Raw genomic sequence first — 19,749 nt, 5'->3', positions numbered from 1 at the left:
TAGTATAACACTTTGAAGGGGAGATTATTTAATGAAAACAAGAGTAGCGATTAATGGGCTAGGAAGAATTGGCAGAATGGTATTTCGTGCAGCATTATTCGATGATAATTTAGAGGTAGTAGCAATCAATGCGAGCTACCCGCCTGAAACATTAGCTCATTTAACGAAATATGATACTACTCATGGTAAGTTTGAACTTGATATTGAACCAACTGAAAATGGTTTACTTGTGGATGGTAAGAAGATTGAACTCGTATCTGAACGTAATCCGGAATTATTACCATGGAAAGATATGAATATTGATATCGTTATCGAAGCGACTGGTAAGTTTAACGATGCAGAGAAAGCTGCTGCACATATTAAAGCTGGCGCTAAGAAAGTACTACTTACTGCTCCAGGTAAAGGTAATGTTCAGACCATCGTGCGTGGAGTGAACTGTGCACAGTTAGATGTTGAGAAATATGATGTTATTTCGAACGCTTCATGTACAACAAACTGTCTAGCACCAGTTGCTAAAGTATTGAATGATAAATTCGGTATTAAGAATGGTTTAATGACGACAGTTCATGCATATACGAATGACCAGAAGAATTTAGATAACCCACATAAAGATTTACGTCGTGCCCGTGCATGTGCCCAAAGTATTATTCCAACTTCTACAGGGGCTGCAAAAGCATTGTCTCTAGTATTACCGGAACTACAAGGTAAACTTCATGGAATGGCGTTACGTGTACCAACAACGAATGTTTCGTTAGTCGACTTAGTTGTAGATTTAGAAAAAGAAGTCACAGTCGAAGAATTAAATAAAGCATTTAAAGATGCAGCTGATAATGAACTTAAAGGCATCTTAGATGTAACATACGAGCCGTTAGTATCAGTGGATTTCAATACGAATCCACATAGCTCTATCGTAGATGGGCTCTCAACGATCGTTATGGAAGGTTCAAAGGTTAAAGTATTATCATGGTATGACAACGAATGGGGTTACTCTACTCGCGTTGTAGAACTTGCAGGATTAATGGGTGAACAGTTAAATAAATAGTTTCCTTGAATAACGCCGTCCAATTTAATTGGGCGGCGTTTTATGTTATGTTAGGTAGGTGTTGAATCAAGGAGGTATTTATGAACTGGATAAAATTAATAATTGCAGCACTGTTTGAGACAGGATGGGTTATAGGACTTGCACACGCAGACAGTGCGGTCGAATGGATACTCACTCTAGTGAGTGTGACATGCAGTTTTTATTTATTGCTAAATGCAACTAAATATTTACCTGTGGGCACAGCTTATGCGATATTCGTCGGACTTGGTGCGACGCTTGTCACGATTGTTGATGTAGCGGTGTATGAAGTGCCATTTGGCTGGCCGAAAGTAGTGCTGATTACAATGCTTATCATAGGTGTTATCGGCTTAAAGGTTGCTACTGAGGAGGAGAGCGTATGATGTACTGGATATTTCTTATCATTGCAGGATTGTGTGAGATGCTCGGCGTATTATGGATGAATATGTACAGTAAGTCTGGTAAGCGTCTCTATATTTTATTGCTGGTTATTACGTTTGGAATTAGTCTTTACTTCCTGTCCTTATCTTTAGCAGGGATTACGATGAGTACAGCATACGCGATATGGACTGGTATCGGTGCTGTTGGCGGGACATTGCTCGGCATTATCTTTTACAATGAATCAAGACATCCGCTTAGAATATTATGTATCGCGATTATACTAGGGTGTACCATTGGACTTAAATTATTAAATTAAGGAGAAACAGGTATGATACCTATTTCTCCTTTTTATTAGTTTTTCAATTGTATTGGATATGGCAATGTCTTTACGAGCGTGTCCACCATCCTATCATAACCGAGTACGTGAGGGTGGAGACCGTCATCAGTAAGTTCATTGCGTAAGTAGTCGATACCTTCTTTAGTTTCAGTCATCATTGTGTAGTAATCAATAAATTGTGCATCATGTTTTATGCACAGCCGAACTATTTCCAGGTTGATTGCCTTAACAAGTTTAGAACGCGTAATAAATCCGTCGAGCTGTGGACGATTCGTTGAAGTGAGTGTTGCTACAGCAATATTAATATTCTTGGCTTTAGCCATAATAACCATTGCTTCAATATCTTCTAAAATACGTGTCTTGATGTGTATCTGGTTGGCTTCAGTTTGATCATCATCAAGTTCTTTCGTGTTATTGATACCGATGGCTAATACAATCCAGTCAGGTTTCAGCTGAATGGCATCCGCAACAAAACGTTCGCGTACCCACTGAGAACGATCATTACCGATACCGCGGTTAATAATACGTTTACCATTATGTAACGCGAAATAGCTATCAAGGTCCCAGTAATCTGTAATGGAATCTCCGATGAATACAATGCCGACCGGATCTTTAAGGTAAAGAATCGTTTCATTTCTGTGGTTGAAACTTTCTCTCAGCTTATTTACAGGGTTTCCTTCTTCTCGTTTTGACAGATGAATATAATGAGGTCTCATTTGTTCATTCCTTTCTTTGGTTTATTGGTAGATTATCCAATTGTAGCAAGTGTAAACTTAAATGTTTAGTAAATAAACATGATAATGTATAATTGAGAAATAAATATAAATGAGGTGAGTGTCTTGAAATGTCCAAAATGCAGCTTTAATCAATCGAAGGTCGTTGATTCAAGACATGCAGACGATATGAATGCGATCAGAAGACGTCGTGAATGTGAACAGTGTGGTACACGTTTCACAACGTTTGAACGCATAGAACTACAGCCTTTGATTGTCGTGAAAAAAGATGGAACAAGACAAGCCTTTAATCGTGATAAAATTGTACATGGTCTTGTGCGTGCATGTGAAAAGCGTCCTGTTCCGTACGAATCTCTCGAACAGATTACGGATGCAGTGGAGAATGCATTAAGAGAAAAAGGGCAGTCTGAAATTTCATCTGTCGATATCGGTGAAATTGTAATGGAGCACCTGATGCAACTGGATCAAGTGTCTTACGTACGCTTTGCCTCTGTCTACAAAGAATTTAAAGACGTCGATCAGTTGCTCCGTACGATGAGTGATATACTCAATGAAAAGAATAAAAAGTAGGTGCAAAGATGGAGCGTTATTTTACTGAATTGAATGGAACCGATGAGTTTATCGTTATCAGCAACTATGTTGCAACACAAGTTACTGAAGATGTACTAACTACATTATATACACCCCTAATCGGAGTTGAATGTATTGGCGTCTATCAGTTTATGCGTCAGTTTCTCACAGGTTATGATCAGACAAGCGACGTCATCAATCATTATGTTATTTTAAGTGAATTAAAGATGAACTTAGCGCACTTTGAAGTAATACGTAAACGTTTAGAAGCAATTGGACTACTGAAAACATATATGCGTATTGAAGATAATCAGAAGTTTGTCTATAAACTCATTGCACCCGTCATGCCATCTCAGTTCTTTAATGATCCAATGCTCTCTGTATTCTTGTTCCAGCAAGTAGGTAAGCCGAGATATCAGCAGCTAAAGTCAAGGTTCTGTAATGAAACGTTAAATCTGGACGGTTATCAAGATGTGTCAAGTAAGTACATGGATGTATTTGGTACACCGAAATCTCCGGAAAAGGCTATTTTTGAAGGAAATGAATATCTGGTAAAGCAGCATGAATCGCTCGGAATACCCGTTCACCAGCATACGTTTGATTTTGATTTACTGGAGATGCTGCTCGCACAGAATTTAATCACGAAAAGTCAACTGCCGAAAGCGACGCGTAACTTAATTGTTCAGCTAGCGACACTGTACGATATCGCAGCACATGATATGCGCGGCATCATTTTGAAATCACTGACGAGTGACCAGCAAATTTCACATGAAGATTTACGTAAGAATGCCCGGGACTTCTATCAGATTGAACATGACGGCCAATTACCGCAGTTAACACCTCAGCAGGTAAAAGATGACGCACCAGAAACGAAACTGACCTGGTTTGAATTGATGGACACGACAAGTCCGATAGATATGCTTACTTCATTTAGTAAGTCTGAACCGACAATTAAACAAAAGCGTATGATTGAATCAATATTAGAACGCGAGCAACTGCCATTTGGTGTAATGAATATATTATTGCAGTATGTCATGTTTACAAATGATATGAAACTGCCGCAGAGTTATATCGAAGAGATTGCTTCAAACTGGAAGAAACAGAAGCTATCGAACAGTGAAGCAGCCTACAAGTATGTGAAGTCATTTGAACAGAAGAAGCAGGAGAAATTGTATAATAAAGCAAATCACTATAAAAAGAATAATACGGTGCAAAGAGAACTGACACCGAAATGGCTGCTTGAAGAACAACAGCCAGCAGTTAAAGAGGATACAGATAATATTGACCTGGAAAAGGAAAGACAGAAGTTATTAGAAGAATTAAATCAATCATGGGAGGAGGATAAATGATGAAACATATGGGTTCGATACTGCATACGAACAGCGATATATTTAAACGTATTGAGGCAATAAAAGAAGAAACGATTAAAGAACCTGATATTAAGCAGTTTATTAAAGAGAATCACATAACAGATAAGATGATCGATAATGATTTATCTGTACTACAAGAATATAAAGATTCTTCAAAGATGTGCGATGCATGCGAATCTTACAGTAAGTGTAAGAACTTTGTACCAGGACATACCCCTGAACTGTATGTTGAAAACAATAAAATTAAGATTAAGCATCTCCCTTGTCCATCTAAACTCGCTCATGATGAAGCTCAGAAGATGAAACAGTTTATTACTGCAATCCACATGCCGAAGGACGTATTAAATGCAAAGCTTGCACAGATACATTTAGATGATAAAACGCGTATCGATATCGTGCGTCAAGCAAACATCATTTGTCGTGATATCGCAAGAGGTAATGATACGAAAGGAATGTATATTCACGGTGCTTTCGGCACAGGTAAGTCGTTTATACTGGGTGCGATTGCCAACGAACTGAAGGAACGCTATATTTATACGACGCTCCTGTATTTTCCTGAGTTTATTCGAGAACTTAAAAATGGCTTCAGTGATGGTACATATAACGAACGGCTTAACCGTGTGAAAAATACGCCTGTACTTATGCTGGATGATATCGGTGCAGAAGATTTGACGCCATGGGTACGTGATGAAGTGCTTGGACCTATTCTCAACCACCGTATGATGAACAATATGCCGACATTCTTTAGTTCAAATTTCGATTTCAAAGAATTATCTCATCATTTATCAATGACAAAGCATGGTGCTGAACAGACGAAAGCAATGCGTATTATGGAGCGCATCGAGACATTAAGTGATGCTTATATGTTATCAGGTAAAAACTATAGACGTGAAAAATAAAATTTGAAAATCCCGACAATATGTGTATAATATTAGGTAACAAACAACAGAAATGTTCGTCTATATGAATAACATCATAAGGATAAGACGATGATTCCTTAATTTATAGAGAGCTGATGGTGGTGAGAATCAGCATTTAAGATCATTTGTTACTCCCTTATGTTCATGATAGTTAATCGCTATCCGGCTCAAGACCGTTATCTTATGTAGAGTTGCTGAGCAATCAGTAATTAGGGTGGTACCGCGAATAGACTTCGTCCCTTTTGGGATGGGGTCTTTTTGTTGTTTAAAATAAAATAAAAAAGTGAGGCGTTTTGAATGAGTGAAATTAATATTAAATTTCCAGATGGTAATGTAAAAAGTTTTGAGGCTGGCGTTACAACTGAAGATATTGCAGGTTCAATCAGTCCTGGTTTAAAGAAGAAAGCTTTAGCAGGAAAATTTAATGGACAAATGGTTGATTTATCAACAGCACTTGAAACAGATGGAGACATCGAAATCATCACGCCTGAGTCTCCTGAAGGTATTGAAGTATTACGTCATTCAACTGCCCATTTAATGGCTCAAGCGCTAAAGCGTATGTATGGTAATGTGCATTTCGGTGTAGGTCCTGTTATTGAAGAAGGTTTCTACTATGATATCGATACAGAGCATAAGATCTCTAGTGAAGACCTACCTGAAATTGAAAAGACGATGCGACAAATTGTCGGAGAGAATATCAAGATTGAGAGACGTGTTGTCAGTCGTGAAGAAGCGAAGAAGATTTTCGCTGATGATCCATACAAACAGGAACTAATCGATGCAATCCCTGAAGATGAGAATGTCACTATCTATTCGCAAGGAGAGTTTACAGATCTTTGTCGAGGTGTGCATGTGCCTTCAACTGCTAAGATAAAAGAATTCAAGCTATTATCAACTGCTGGTGCGTATTGGAGAGGTGATGCAGATAACAAGATGCTGCAGCGTATTTATGGTACTGCATTCTTCGATAAAAAAGCGCTGAAAGCACATCTGAAGATTCTTGAAGAACGCAAAGAACGTGATCATCGTAAAATCGGTAAGGAGCTGGAGCTCTTTACAACAAATCAGCTTGTAGGTGCAGGTTTACCGTTATGGTTACCAAATGGTGCAACAATTCGACGTGAATTAGAGCGTTATATCGTGGATAAAGAAGTTGCACTTGGTTATGATCATGTATACACACCGATTATGGGATCGGTTGATCTGTATAAGACGAGTGGTCACTGGGATCATTATCAAGAAGATATGTTCCCTCCGATGGAAATGGACAACGAAGCGCTTGTACTACGCCCGATGAACTGTCCACACCATATGATGGTATACAAGAATAAACCACATTCATATCGTGAATTACCAATACGTATCGCAGAACTTGGTATGATGCATCGCTATGAAGCGAGTGGAGCGGTAAGCGGGTTACAGCGTGTGCGTGGTATGACATTGAATGATGCGCATATATTCGTTCGTCCTGACCAGATTAAAGAAGAATTTATTCGCGTCGTTCAGCTTGTTATCGATGTGTATAAAGACTTTAAGTTCCAAGACTATAAGTTCCGTCTAAGTTATCGTGATCCAGAAGATACTGAAAAGTACTTCCAGGATGATGAAATGTGGGAACGTGCACAATTGATGCTTAAAGAAGCGGTAGATGAAATGGGACTGGATTATGAGGAGGCGCCAGGAGAAGCCGCATTCTATGGTCCTAAATTAGATGTACAGGTTAAAACAGCTTTAGGTAAAGAGGAGACACTCTCAACTGTACAGCTGGATTTCTTATTACCAGAACGATTTGATCTGGAATATATCGGTAGTGATGGTGAGAAACATCGTCCAGTAGTAATCCACCGTGGTGTGATCTCTACGATGGAGCGCTTCGTTGCTTTCTTAACTGAGGAGTATAAAGGAGCCTATCCATTATGGTTAGCGCCTAATCAGCTTGAGATTATCCCAGTTTCAAATGAGGTACATTATGACTACGCGCGTAAACTCTATGATGAACTGAAATCACAAGGTGTCCGTTGTCATATCGATGACCGCGAAGAAAAGATGGGATACAAGATTCGTGAAGCTCAGATGCATAAAGTTCCTTATCAGATTGTTGTAGGAGATAAAGAAATTGAGCATAATGAAGTGAACGTTCGTCAATATGGTAAGAAAGAATCTAAGACAATCGATCGTGATGATTTCATCTGGTCTATTGTAGATGAGATTCGTCTAAAAAAATAAGCTTGAAAAATTATGATAAGTAATGTATATTTATCATTAACTTAATATTCCTCGTTGAGGTAGAGGTCGCATTGTTTAAGAGTATACTGATGGATACGTCATACACGTAATTGAAACCAGTAGAAAGGAAACGATGCCGAAGAAGCTAAGTGTATGAGCTTAAATTCTGGGCTGTTACTGAATAAGTAACAGACTGTCACACATATTGTGATGCGCTACTAAATGGTAAGAAGAATCATTTATGGATGCATACAATTGTGTGCATCCATTTTTATTTATAGAAGGGAAGTTATTACTTTGTCAGAAAGTACAAATCAAGTACAAAGAAAATTGAAGCAGCGTCATATATCTATGATTGCCATCGGTGGATGTATTGGTACAGGATTATTTATGACCAGTGGAGGAGCTATCCGTGATGCTGGACCCGGTGGGGCGTTACTTGCATTTACAATTATCGGAATTATGGTCTTCTTCTTAATGACATCACTTGGAGAAATGGCAACGTATCTTCCGATTTCAGGAAGTTTTTCAACTTATGCAACACGATTCGTTGATCCGTCACTTGGATTTGCATTAGGCTGGAACTATTGGTTTAACTGGGTGATTACTGTAGCGGCGGATGTGAGTATTGCTGCAAGTGTAATTAAATACTGGGCACCGATGGACTTCTTACCAGGCTGGGCATGGAGTTTAGTCTTTTTAGCCATCATTTTATTTTTGAACACATTATCAGTGCGCGTATATGGTGAAAGTGAGTATTGGTTCGCGATTGTTAAAGTAGTAACAGTTATCTTATTTTTAGGGATTGGTGTACTGACAATCTTCGGAATAATCGGAGGAGAGTATTTAGGGTTCAAAAATTTCACGACTGGTGAAGCACCGTTTCTAGGTCATGGATTAACCGGAAGCTTCTTAACGATTCTTGGTGTATTTTTAGTTGCAGGCTTTAGTTTCCAAGGTACAGAGCTTGTAGGAATTACTGCAGGTGAGTCTGAAGAACCAGAAAAAACGATTCCAAAAGCAATCAAACAAGTATTCTGGAGAATATTAATTTTCTATGTTTTATCTATTCTAGTCATTGGTTTAATCATTCCTTACACAAATCCGAACTTAATGGGAGGAGACAGTGTTGCGAAGTCGCCATTTACATTAGTTTTTGAAAATGCTGGACTTGCGTTTGCAGCGTCATTTATGAATGCTGTTATCTTAACGTCAATTCTCTCAGCGGGTAACAGTGGTATGTATGCTTCAACACGTATGTTATACGCGATGGGTAAAGACGGATTAGCATCCCGTAAATTTTCTGAGACCAATCAGAAAGGGGTTCCGATTCCGAGTTTATTAGCGACCTTCATAGTTGTGCTGATTATCTTCTTAGTTGAACGTGTGGCCAGTGGTGCATATGAATATATCGTTGCGGCAAGTGGATTAACTGGCTTTATCGCCTGGCTCGGTATCGCTATTAGTCATTATAGATTCCGTCGTGCATTTTATGCGCAGAACAAAGATTTATCAGTATTGAAGTATAAAGCAATGTGGTTCCCATTCGGTCCGATCTTTGCATTCATACTATGTCTCTTTGTAATTATTGGTCAGGATACGGACCTGATTATAAATAGAAACTTTGACATGAACGGCTTTATGATTACATATATGGGAATTCCTATTTTCTTAGTATTTTTCTTCTATCATAAACTGAGATATAAAACAAAGAAGATCCCATTAGAAAAAGTTGATTTATCACAAGATACAGATATGAGTAAATATGAAAAAATAGATGTTGACATTGATGCATAACCCTGTTATTATTAAGTCTGTTGAATACGAAACGGACAAGTAGAAGCATCCCGCTTCTCGCCCTGAAGACGCAATAGCAGTTACAGGGTTAAATAACATGGTTAGACATGTCTATTTTTTAGCGGGTGCATAATGCATTCGCTTTTTTGTTTGTCTTCGTAAATCATATAGGAGGTGTCAACCATAGCTAAAGATCAAACTCAAATCAATGACAAAATTCGCGCGAAGGAATTACGTTTAATTGGACATGATGGTGAACAACTTGGTGTTAAAACTAAGTTTGAAGCAATCGAAATTGCAGAACGCGTAAATCTTGATGTTGTTCTTGTTGCACCAAACGCTAAACCACCCGTTGCCAAAATTATGGATTACGGTAAGTTCAAGTTTGAGCAGCAGAAGAAAGATAAAGAAGCACGCAAAAAGCAGAAAGTTGTTACGGTTAAAGAAATTCGTTTAAGTCCTACAATCGAAGATCATGACTTTAATACGAAACTTAAGAATGCACGTAAGTTCTTAGAGAAAGAAGATAAAGTCAAAGTATCTATTCGTTTCCGTGGACGTGCCATTACGCACAAAGAATTCGGTCAGCGTGTATTAGAGAAATTTGCAGAAGAATGTAAAGATCTTGCGACTGTTGAACAAAAACCAAAGATGGATGGACGCTCAATGTTCTTAATGTTAGCGCCTATCGTCGATAAAAAACAAAACTAGGAGGATAAAAACATGCCTAAAATGAAAACTCACCGTGGTGGAGCAAAACGTGTTAAAAGAACTGGTTCAGGGAAATTAAAACGTTCAAGAGCTTACACTTCACATTTATTTGCTAACAAATCAACAAAACAAAAACGTGGATTACGTAAAGCATCTTTAGTTTCTAAAGGTGACCAAAAACGCGTAGCACAAATGTTAACGTACGTAAAATAATAATAGGAATTTTAAGGAGGAATTATAATGCCACGAGTTAAAGGTGGAACAGTAACACGCGCCCGTCGTAAAAAAACGATCAAATTAGCTAAAGGTTACTTTGGTTCTAAACATACATTATATAAAGTAGCAAAACAACAAGTAATGAAGTCAGGTCAATATGCATACCGTGACCGTCGTCAAAAGAAACGTGAATTCCGTAAATTATGGATCGCACGTATCAATGCAGCAGCACGTCAACACGATATCAGCTACAGCCGTTTAATGAACGGATTAAAAGTTGCTGGCATTGATGTTAACCGTAAAATGTTATCAGAGATCGCTATCTCTGACGAAAAAGCATTTGCTGAGATAGTAAACCAAGCGAAAGCAGCTTTAAAATAATAGTAATTAAAACCGTTCAATGATGATATTTCATCATTGAACGGTTTTTTTGTTTTTTCTTGCAAAATAAATTATATAGGGAAATCCCTATTCATCTACTTATGTGAACATATTCACAACTAATTAAGCTATAATAAAAATATATCTAATAAAGAGGTGGACACCTATGAAAGGAATCATATATATTGCACATGGATCAAAGATGCCGGATAAAAATGAGCGCTTTAGAGCATTTATTGACCATATTATTTCTAAGCGTCCCGAGAGAGTACAACAGCTAGCTTTTCTGGAAAAAGATGCTGAGAATGTACCCATTGTTACACGTCGTATGATAGCACTTGGTGTTACAGAATTATTGGTGATGCCGATGCTCTTATTTCCGGCGATGCATGCAAGAGAAGATATTCCAGAACAGCTTGATGAAGTGTTGAAGGACTTTCCTTACATAACATATCGCATTGCCGACTGTTTCGGTGATGAACCGGGTGTGTACCAGGTGTGTGAGCGCATCCTCTCTGAGTTTAGCGACGAAACAATTTTGATTACAGCCCATGGTAACAAAAGATTTACTGAACCCGATGAGCGTCTTACTGCTATGGTACAAGTAATGCAGCAATCGACAGACCAGACGCTAGTTCCGGCAATGTTATATGGTAATTTAAGTCTTGAAGAAAAACTAAAGACGATGGATAAGCATCAGAAGATTGTAATTATGCCGTATTTCTTATTCGATGGTCATCTCGTGCACAAGATTAAAAGACTAAGTCAGCCATTCATTGAAGCGGGATATGATATTTCTTTTACTGAAACATTAGATTTAGATTTTAATATGGCTCAAGGCGTATTAAATAAGCTCAAAGCGCTTGAGGAGTGTACCCATGTATCCGGTCATGCTTAATTTAGAAGGGAAAAAGATTCTTATTGTTGGTGGAGGCAGAATTGCAAAGCGCAAAGTAAATGGTTTACAAGGTGAAGGGGCACATATCACTGTCATAGCACCAGAGATAGATGCTGAAATAGAGCGCATGGATGTTGCATGCATCCAACATCCATTTATAAAGCAGGACATCAGTCAATATGACATCGTGTTTATTACAACAAATGATGACGATGTCAATAAGCAGGTGATGGAATGTGTACATGATAATCAGCTTGTTAATGATTGCTCAAATAAGAGTAACTCAAACTTCTTTAATGTAGCGTCTTTCAAGCATGAGGATATGCGTATTATGATTTCAAGCGAAGGTGTAAGTCCAGAGAAAAGTAAAGCACTTAAACATAAAATTAAAGCGTTATTAAAATAAACCATTGAATTGAAGAGGAGAAAAAATATGAAACAAAAATTAGTGATGATTGGTAATGGTATGGCAGGAATACGTACGATCGAAGAAATTTTGGAGCGTAATCCAGATCTATTTGAAATTACAGTTATCGGTGAAGAACCATATCCGAACTATAATCGTATTATGCTGTCAAATATTTTACAGAAGAAGATGGATGTTCAGGAAACAATTCTAAATGATTATGAATGGTATAAAGAACAAGGCATCACATTAATCAATGATGATAAAGCTGAATCAATCGACAGAACAAATAAGAGAGTAACAACGAAAAAGGGAATTACAGTTTCATATGATAAACTCATCATTGCAACAGGTTCTACTGCCTTCATGTTACCGATTGATGGTGTGAAACTTGAAGGTGTAATCGGCTGGAGAACGATTAAAGATACAGAATACATCATTGAGCAGGCGCGTCATTACAAAAAAGCTGTCGTAATCGGTGGTGGATTGCTTGGATTAGAATGTGCGCGTGGATTGCTTGACCAGGGCATGGATGTTACTGTTGTACATTTAGGCGAATGGTTAATGGAAATGCAGCTAGACCGTAAAGCTGGAGAAATGTTGAAAGCAGATTTAGAGAAACAAGGTATGAAATTTAAATTACAAGGGAATACACAGGAAATTATCGGTAAAGAACGCGTTGAAGCAATCCGTTTAAGTGACGGTTCAGTAATTGAAACGGATTTAGTTGTTATGGCTGTTGGTATTCGTCCCGTAACAAAGCAAGCACGTGCCGCTGAACTTGAAATCGGTCGTGGTATCATTGTTAATGACTTTATGCAGACAAGTGACCCAGATATATACGCAGTTGGTGAATGTGTTGAGCATAACGCAAAAGTTTATGGCTTAGTAGCGCCACTTTACGAACAAGGGAAAGTATTAGCTGACCACATTACTGGCAATCCAACAGATGGATATCACGGTTCAACTACATTTACTTCACTTAAAGTATCTGGTTGTGACTTATTCTCTGCGGGTAAGATTTATGAAGGTGAAAAGACACGCGGTATTGAAGTGTACAACGGTTTAGATAATGTCTATAAAAAAGTGTATGTAGAAGAAGGTAAAGTTGTAGGAGCAGTACTGTACGGTGATACCGAAGAAGGTAACCGCTTCTACAATATGATGAAAAAAGAAGAAGCAATCGAAGAATTTACATTAGTGTCATTACTGCATAAAGCTGGTGAAGTTGATGCAATCAGTGTGGAAACGATGGCAGACGATGAAACAATTTGTGGATGTAACGGTATATCTAAAGGGCAGATCGTTAAAGCTGTACATGAAAAAGGATTGACGACGGTTGGTGAAGTTACAGCGCATACTAAAGCGGGTGGATCATGTGGTAAATGTAAAGGTCAAATCGCTGATTTACTTAGCTTTACTTTAGGAGATAAATTTGAAGCAGGGGGACCGGCTGGAATATGTGGTTGTACTGATCTTTCGCGTGATCAGATTGTGACACAAATTCGTGCAAAAGGATTAAAGACATCTAAAGAAGTTCGTCACGTATTAGGATTTAAAAACTTAGGTGGATGTCCGAAATGTCGTCCTGCAGTCAACTACTACTTAAATATGTGCTGGCCACATGAACATGAAGATGAAAAAGACTCGCGCTATGCAAATGAACGTTTCCATGCAAACATTCAAAATGATGGTACTTTCTCAGTTATTCCACAGATGCAGGGTGGAGTAACGAATCCTGATCAGTTAATTAAATTAGGTGAAGTGGCGAAGAAATATGATGTGCCATTAGTGAAGATCACTGGTGCACAACGCATCGGTCTATATGGTATTAAGAAAGAGGAATTGCCTCAAGTATGGGAAGATCTAGGTATGCGTTCGGCATCTGCATACGGTAAAAAACTACGTTCTGTTAAATCATGTGTCGGTAAAGAATTCTGTCGATTCGGTACACAGTTAACGACGCAACTTGCAATTCGTCTCGAGTCAACATTTGAATATATTGATACACCGCATAAATTTAAGATTGGGGTATCAGGCTGCCCACGTAGCTGTGTAGAATCTGGTGTGAAAGATTTCGGTGTTATCGGTGTCGAGAATGGCTTCCAGATCTTTGTTGGTGGTAATGGTGGTACAGAAGTTAAAGCTGCAACGTTACTTACGACAGTAGCAACTGAAGATGAAGTTGTACGTTTATGTGGCGCGATGATGCAATACTACCGTGAAACAGGAATTTACGCTGAACGTACTGCACCGTGGATGGAACGCTTAGGTTTCGACAAGGTGAAAGAAGTACTGCTGGATGAAGCGAAACAACAGGAATTATACGATCGTTTGATGGATGCTAATAAAGCACGTCAGGAAGAACCATGGAAAGCAATTGCATCAGATGAAGAGAAACGAAAAATGTATGAAGTGGAGCGCGTATAGTCATGGAAAAAATTAAACTATTCAATGTATCTGAATTAGAACCTCAAATTGGTAAAAAAGTATTTGTGAAAGACGAAGAGATTGGTATATTCTTATTAGAATCTGGAGATATTAGAGCGATCGGTAATCGCTGTCCTCATAAAAATGGTCCTTTATCAGAAGGTACGGTAAGTGAGCATTACGTATTCTGTCCGCTGCATGACCGAAAGATTAATTTAAACGATGGACAAATTCAGGCACCAGATGAAGCAGACGGATGTGTTGAGACTTATAAAACAGAAGTCGATAACGGTGAGTTATTCATATGGATCTAGGTAAAGTTTACTTTATCGGTGCAGGACCAGGTGACCCTGGCCTTGTTACTTATAAGGCAATACGTAAAATCGAGCAGGCAGATGTGATTATATATGATCGTCTTGTAAATCCAATATTACTGCAGCTCAGCAAGCGCGACTGCAAACTGATATACGTTGGTAAGAATCCTGACGTAAAATATAAGAAGCAGGATGAAATCAATACAATCATTAATCATTGTGCGCAGCAGTATAAGACTATTGTCCGTCTAAAAGGTGGGGACCCAGGTATATTCGGTCGCCTGACTGAAGAAGTAGAAAGTCTGAACGACCATACGCCATACGAGATTGTTCCAGGGATTACAAGCGCATCGGCTGCAGCGCTCTATTCAGGCTTCCCACTGACGGACCGTGCATATTCACCGCATGTTACGTTTTCAACGGGTCATCTGCAAAAAGACAGCGTCAGAGAAATTGATTTTGAAGCACTCGCGAAAGGTGGAACACTTGCACTGTATATGGGGATGAAAGCATTACCTGAAATCGTAGAAGTATTATCTAAAAATGAAGCTCATCTAAAAATAGCAGTAATTGGACATGCAAGTTATGGCTTCCAGAAGACGGTTACAGGAGATTTAACAAATATTATCCAGAAAGTTCAGGAAGAAGAGGTTACACATCCGGCAATGATTATTATTGGTGACGTTGTGAACTGCAGAAAAGGGGCATCATGGTTTGAATCCCTACCTGAATTTAATGAAGCCCATCTCTATATAAGTACAGATGAAATCAATAAGCATGAACTTATCGAACGATTTGAGCAAGGTGGATTTTATTACGCAATCGACCAGATGAATGACGCATTAGTACAGGAAAAGTACAGAAACGTACATGTTGATGTATTAAGCGAAAGAACTTTTACGCAAGTATTTGCATTCAGTATTCAAGCGCTACAATTATTTGAAGAAACGTATGGCATACAATTTAATCGCAATATCATTAATATTAAAGGCTGAAGCAGTTCAGCCTTTTTATAGATAGGAGCAATATATGACAATTACTAAATCAATAATTCACCAAGTGATTCCAAATTTAAATGAAACAGAGCACCTCTATTTAACATTGCTCGCCGCAAACGGCAACCGTATCAATAAAGATAGTATACAGACGGAATATGTATTACCTAACTTAGTTGAAGCAGGACTGATTGAAGCAAGTAGCGGTAAAATCTTTGAAATTCCAAATGAACTGATCAACTATTATAATGAACTACACCTAAATAGTGAACATGAATGGATTGAAGCACCGACTGATGAAGAAACTGCATATGAAAGCGATGTGCTAAAAGCCAATCTCGAACAATATCAATCACAGCTTGAAATTGAAACAAACATTCATACGATGATTGATAACTGGTCGAACAAAGATTTGAAGACACATTTACAAACATTAAGTGATGAAGATATCATCGGGATTGTACGCTTTTATCAGTTAGAAGAAAAATCAGATAAAAATTCAAATATTAACATGATTCATCAGGCATTCTTTAAAGACTTCACGATGATTCAGAAGATGATGAAGTATATGGACTTTGAGCTGCAACTGAATATTGAGAATGCATTGCAGTTCGGCTATGACAATTTCACATATATGAAAGGGGCAACGAGAGAAATCTTTGCGTTCAGTCATGATTTTAATGAAATCCTCTTCGTACCGAAAGATGTGCTTGAACATTTTAAAAAATTGAAAGCATCAGGCATAATTAATCCGGAAATCGAGAAGATTAAGTTTTACCGTGGAATGATGAACCTATACGGATTTGTACGTCTGGATTTTATGCAGCAAGTGTATAAGAAAGTATATCGCAAGGATATTACGAGTGATGACATCAAGCAGGATATAAAGACCTACTTTCCAAATCTCGTACCGAATATTAAAGGCAACTGGGTGAAACATGAAATATATTCACATCAGCAGATGGATTTAGATGTAATGTTCAGCAATATGGAATACTATACACCAGTGAACGCTCAGCAAATCTATAAATATGTACAGAACTCACATGTAGAGAATAATAAATTAAAAGAAGACTTAAAGACAGAATTGAAGCACAATATGAAAGGTGAACATATTTATCCACAGCAAGTAGAAGCACTGTTCAACGAAATTATAGAGACATTTCGTGTGACAGATAGCTTTGAAACAGCATTTGAATTTGTCGCAGATCTTGGTGCAAGACAGATGATCTCTATAGTACCGACAGAGAACTTAACGAAGTTGTTAAAGACGATGTACACAGAAGTAAGGTTATGGCGTATCGGTGGACATAAAGTTATCGAAATGCCGGAATATCGTCAGCAGAAGAAGTCACGCGTTGTGTCATATAAGAAACGTAATAAGAAAAGATAGTTAACGATAGAAACCGAAACATAAAGATATTATTATGTTTCGGTTTTATGTTGATTTATTATTGAACTAAAGCTTGCGCATTACTTTGATCTTTTTAATTATACCGTGTTCAGTAAAAAGAAATTAAATTTATATCAGCAGCTGCTCATTTGAGTAGCTGATTTTTAATTTACTTATTTAATCGATAATAATACACTTGAAATAACACAATTGAAGAGGTGAGGACATGCAGTATGAAGTGAAAAGAATTTGTATCGGTAGTATAGAAAAGATTAATGTAAAAGGTAAAGAGAAGAAAACTGCTTATTATAAATATCCTATTGTGAATGCAGTACAACTCACTTTTATGGGGTTTGTAGGAGATCAACATGTCTATAAAGGGCATGGCGGTATAAATAAAGCGGTTTGCTTATATGATCTTAATGATTATGATTTATGGTCAGATTACATAGAGATTGACACGGAATTTAGTTTGTTCGGTGAGAATATAACAACCGTCGGATTAGATAAAGATACAATTAGCATTGGTGACATTTATAAACTTGGAGAGGCGCTTATTCAAGTGACTGAAGGACGTGGACCATGTAATACAATCGCCCAGATACACAATGTACCAAATATCGTAAAGATGATGGCCGCAAGTCGAGCAACAGGGTGTTACTTTAGAGTACTTGCTGAAGGTATGGTAGCACCTGATTGTCAGTTAGAACTTGTGAAAAAAGATGAAACAGGGTTTACATTACATGAGTTTAATGAATTAGTATACGGTGATAAGAAGAATAAAGCATTGATTGATAAAGCATTGAAGGTGGAGGCTTTACCTGCTGAACATAAAGAAAAGTTTGCAAAGCGCTTATGAGATGTGAGTGGTTCATCAATATTATAAAGCATTCTGATAAATAAGAAATATAATGTTTAATGATGAGATTAACAATGAAGCCACTTTTTGCAGGGCAGGAGGATTATATTAGTAGAAAAGAAATCTCGTTGCTCGAACTTGTGTTAAATTTTGATGCAGAGTTCTTTATTATGGCTGTATCATTTAGAAGCTCAGTATCTAAGACTGATATATTACCGAAAGCTGGAGGGAATATTATTTTCAAGTAATGCAAATATAAGGGGACCGACGACTGCTGCAGCATTAGCGATTGCTAAAGGATGGCATAAATTAATTGGACCAGCGATGGTATATTTTTGGAACAATATATGTAATAATATCCTATAATAACATAAAATATAAGTTTACGGTGGAATAGGAGATGTATTTATGGACAAGCAACTAGCACTACTTAAACAAATGACCGACTGTAATGCACCGGCTGGATTTGAACTGCCGATGACAAAGCTGATGCAGGAACTATTTGATGAAGAAAGTATAGAAACGGTGCACGATAATACAGGAGGCATCTTTGGGGTTAAAAAGATGGCTTCAAACCATTCAATAATGTTACTGGGCCACCTAGATGAAATTGGCTTCATGGTAACAGAAGTTACTGAAGATGGATTTATTAAATTTACGAATTTAGGCAGCTGGTCTGGAACTGTAATGACAAGTCAGAAGGTTACGATTTTAACGCAACAAGGGGAAGTGCGAGGTGTCATCGGTAGTAAACCACCGCATGTCTTACCACAAGCAGAACGTAATAAAGTTGATCCAGATGCGATGTTTATCGATATCGGTACAGATAATCGTGAAGAGACATTGGATGCAGGTGTACGTGTTGGCGATCCAATCACCCCGTATTCAGAGTTTGAAGTGATGGCTAATCCTAATTATTTACTTGCTAAAGCATTTGATAACCGCTTTGGATGTGCTGCAGCATACGAAGTTATTAAAGCAGTTGATAATCATGTTACTTTGTATGCAGGCGCTGTTACGCAGGAAGAGACTTTATCTCGTGGTGCAATCACTGCAGCAAATAAGATACGTCCGAGCCTGGCAATAGCTATTGATGTATGTATATGTTCAAAGACACCGGGTATGGAGAACGCCGGACAAACTAAGATGGGAGATGGCCCTGTAATTTTGTTATCAGACGCCTGGAATATTGGACATGTATCCTTTAGACGATATGTTGAACAGGTGGCAGAGGAGAATGGTATTAAATATCAAATTGATCATCTTACAGGAGGATATACAGACGCAGGGCACGTTGCAGTGAGTAATAACGGTGTACCAGCGATTACAATATCTGTGCCAACACGTTATATCCATAGTAATGTTTCGATGATGCATCGTGAAGATTATAATGGTGCAGTGAAATTACTTAAGAAAGTTGTAGAAAGTATTGATGATGAAGCGGTGGAACGAATTATTAAGCAGGAGATTTAGGAATGGTTTTGTAGATGGCGAATTATTGGAAAGTACGCCACCTAAAGCGTTGATGCATTGTGAATTATGTTGCAGGTGACGAACTATCTTGAAGTACGCCACCTAGAGCGTTGAGATAGTGAAATTCGAGATGTATGTGTCGAACTATGTTAAAGTACGCCACCTAGAGCGTTGAGGTAGTGAGATTCGAGATGTATGTGTCGAACTATCTTGAAGTACGCCACCTAGAGCGTTGAGATAGTGAAATTCGAGATGTATGTGTCGAACTATGTTAAAGT

The 19,749-nt window shown here is 38.0% G+C and carries 21 protein-coding genes, 1 pseudogene, 1 riboswitch and 1 other annotated feature; of the genes and pseudogenes, 21 read left to right on the top strand and 1 reads right to left on the bottom strand.

The features are described 5' to 3' along the window. Positions 1–31: 31 nt before the first annotated feature. From ACZ2V4_RS03280 to ACZ2V4_RS03270, 3 genes are all read left to right on the top strand, one after another. Positions 32–1,042: a glyceraldehyde-3-phosphate dehydrogenase gene (locus tag ACZ2V4_RS03280; RefSeq protein ID WP_490514503.1), complete on the top strand. Its 1,011-nt coding sequence runs from the start codon at positions 32–34 to the stop codon at positions 1,040–1,042. Between the two features lie 80 nt (positions 1,043–1,122). Next, positions 1,123–1,443, top strand: coding sequence for a DMT family transporter (locus tag ACZ2V4_RS03275; RefSeq protein ID WP_219492483.1), 321 nt, complete (start codon positions 1,123–1,125; stop codon positions 1,441–1,443). Beyond that, positions 1,443–1,757 (top strand): DMT family transporter, encoded by a 315-nt coding sequence (locus ACZ2V4_RS03270; RefSeq protein ID WP_219494841.1) that lies wholly within the window; start codon positions 1,443–1,445, stop codon positions 1,755–1,757. The genes ACZ2V4_RS03275 and ACZ2V4_RS03270 overlap by 1 nt, the downstream gene beginning before the upstream one ends. A 35-nt stretch (positions 1,758–1,792) precedes the next feature. Here the strand turns inward: ACZ2V4_RS03270 and ACZ2V4_RS03265 are convergent, their stop codons facing one another. Continuing rightward, positions 1,793–2,494 (bottom strand): SGNH/GDSL hydrolase family protein, encoded by a 702-nt coding sequence (locus ACZ2V4_RS03265; protein ID WP_490514502.1) that lies wholly within the window; start codon positions 2,492–2,494, stop codon positions 1,793–1,795. 123 nt (positions 2,495–2,617) lie between these two features. Between ACZ2V4_RS03265 and nrdR the strand changes: the two genes are divergently transcribed. The 18 genes and pseudogenes from nrdR to ACZ2V4_RS03175 all read left to right on the top strand — a co-directional run bounded on the left by nrdR (position 2,618) and on the right by ACZ2V4_RS03175 (position 19,471). Beyond that, complete coding sequence (gene nrdR, locus ACZ2V4_RS03260; RefSeq protein WP_101140221.1) at positions 2,618–3,082, top strand: transcriptional regulator NrdR; 465 nt, start codon at positions 2,618–2,620, stop codon at positions 3,080–3,082. A gap of 8 nt (positions 3,083–3,090) precedes the next feature. After that, a complete protein-coding gene (dnaB, locus tag ACZ2V4_RS03255; protein WP_101140222.1) occupies positions 3,091–4,431 on the top strand; it encodes a replicative helicase loading/DNA remodeling protein DnaB in 1,341 nt (446 codons plus the stop codon). Continuing rightward, a complete protein-coding gene (gene dnaI, locus ACZ2V4_RS03250) occupies positions 4,431–5,351 on the top strand; it encodes a primosomal protein DnaI (protein ID WP_490514518.1) in 921 nt (306 codons plus the stop codon). The genes dnaB and dnaI overlap by 1 nt, the downstream gene beginning before the upstream one ends. A gap of 318 nt (positions 5,352–5,669) precedes the next feature. After that, positions 5,670–7,598, top strand: coding sequence for a threonine--tRNA ligase (thrS, locus tag ACZ2V4_RS03245; protein ID WP_283721987.1), 1,929 nt, complete (start codon positions 5,670–5,672; stop codon positions 7,596–7,598). A 52-nt stretch (positions 7,599–7,650) separates the two neighbouring features. Next, positions 7,651–7,824, top strand: a riboswitch (Lysine riboswitch). A 125-nt stretch (positions 7,825–7,949) separates the two neighbouring features. Further along, positions 7,950–9,395: an amino acid permease gene (locus ACZ2V4_RS03240; RefSeq protein ID WP_241427518.1), complete on the top strand. Its 1,446-nt coding sequence runs from the start codon at positions 7,950–7,952 to the stop codon at positions 9,393–9,395. Between the two features lie 31 nt (positions 9,396–9,426). After that, positions 9,427–9,551 (top strand) — a sequence feature (ribosomal protein L20 leader region). An 18-nt stretch (positions 9,552–9,569) separates the two neighbouring features. Further along, a complete protein-coding gene (gene infC / locus ACZ2V4_RS03235) occupies positions 9,570–10,106 on the top strand; it encodes a translation initiation factor IF-3 (RefSeq protein ID WP_219492475.1) in 537 nt (178 codons plus the stop codon). Positions 10,107–10,118: 12 nt separating this feature from the next. Further along, positions 10,119–10,319: a 50S ribosomal protein L35 gene (gene rpmI, locus ACZ2V4_RS03230; protein WP_012657249.1), complete on the top strand. Its 201-nt coding sequence runs from the start codon at positions 10,119–10,121 to the stop codon at positions 10,317–10,319. A 27-nt stretch (positions 10,320–10,346) separates the two neighbouring features. After that, positions 10,347–10,703 (top strand): 50S ribosomal protein L20, encoded by a 357-nt coding sequence (gene rplT / locus ACZ2V4_RS03225; protein WP_219492472.1) that lies wholly within the window; start codon positions 10,347–10,349, stop codon positions 10,701–10,703. A 166-nt stretch (positions 10,704–10,869) separates the two neighbouring features. Then, positions 10,870–11,601 carry a sirohydrochlorin chelatase gene (locus ACZ2V4_RS03220; RefSeq protein WP_420493818.1) on the top strand — a complete coding sequence of 244 codons (732 nt, stop codon included), beginning with the start codon at positions 10,870–10,872 and terminating at the stop codon, positions 11,599–11,601. Then, on the top strand, positions 11,582–12,007 hold the full coding sequence (locus tag ACZ2V4_RS03215; RefSeq protein ID WP_420493817.1) for a precorrin-2 dehydrogenase/sirohydrochlorin ferrochelatase family protein: 426 nt from the start codon (positions 11,582–11,584) through the stop codon (positions 12,005–12,007). Before ACZ2V4_RS03220 ends, ACZ2V4_RS03215 begins: the two co-directional genes overlap by 20 nt. A gap of 27 nt (positions 12,008–12,034) precedes the next feature. Next, positions 12,035–14,437, top strand: coding sequence for a nitrite reductase large subunit NirB (nirB, locus tag ACZ2V4_RS03210; protein WP_420496081.1), 2,403 nt, complete (start codon positions 12,035–12,037; stop codon positions 14,435–14,437). A gap of 2 nt (positions 14,438–14,439) precedes the next feature. Further along, positions 14,440–14,751, top strand: a complete 312-nt coding sequence (locus ACZ2V4_RS03205; protein ID WP_420496080.1) for a nitrite reductase (NAD(P)H) small subunit — start codon at positions 14,440–14,442, stop codon at positions 14,749–14,751. Beyond that, complete coding sequence (gene cobA / locus ACZ2V4_RS03200; RefSeq protein ID WP_420496079.1) at positions 14,742–15,746, top strand: uroporphyrinogen-III C-methyltransferase; 1,005 nt, start codon at positions 14,742–14,744, stop codon at positions 15,744–15,746. The genes ACZ2V4_RS03205 and cobA overlap by 10 nt, the downstream gene beginning before the upstream one ends. A 34-nt stretch (positions 15,747–15,780) precedes the next feature. After that, on the top strand, positions 15,781–17,139 hold the full coding sequence (locus ACZ2V4_RS03195; protein ID WP_420496078.1) for a hypothetical protein: 1,359 nt from the start codon (positions 15,781–15,783) through the stop codon (positions 17,137–17,139). 226 nt (positions 17,140–17,365) lie between these two features. Continuing rightward, entirely contained in the window at positions 17,366–17,998 is a 633-nt protein-coding gene (locus ACZ2V4_RS03190) for an MOSC domain-containing protein (protein WP_420496077.1), read from the top strand. Between the two features lie 74 nt (positions 17,999–18,072). Continuing rightward, positions 18,073–18,246 carry a hypothetical protein gene (locus tag ACZ2V4_RS03185; RefSeq protein WP_219492448.1) on the top strand — a complete coding sequence of 58 codons (174 nt, stop codon included), beginning with the start codon at positions 18,073–18,075 and terminating at the stop codon, positions 18,244–18,246. Beyond that, a pseudogene (locus ACZ2V4_RS03180) lies at positions 18,221–18,328 on the top strand (DUF819 family protein); the annotation flags it as partial. The gene ACZ2V4_RS03185 and the pseudogene ACZ2V4_RS03180, both read left to right, overlap by 26 nt. A 78-nt stretch (positions 18,329–18,406) precedes the next feature. Then, positions 18,407–19,471, top strand: a complete 1,065-nt coding sequence (locus ACZ2V4_RS03175) for a M42 family metallopeptidase (RefSeq protein WP_219492446.1) — start codon at positions 18,407–18,409, stop codon at positions 19,469–19,471. Positions 19,472–19,749 lie beyond the last annotated feature (278 nt).

Source organism: Macrococcus sp. CoH-51_TC_04 (assembly GCF_058188655.1).
The sequence above is the reverse complement of the archived record's forward strand: the minus strand, read 5'-3'. Positions and strand labels throughout refer to the sequence as shown.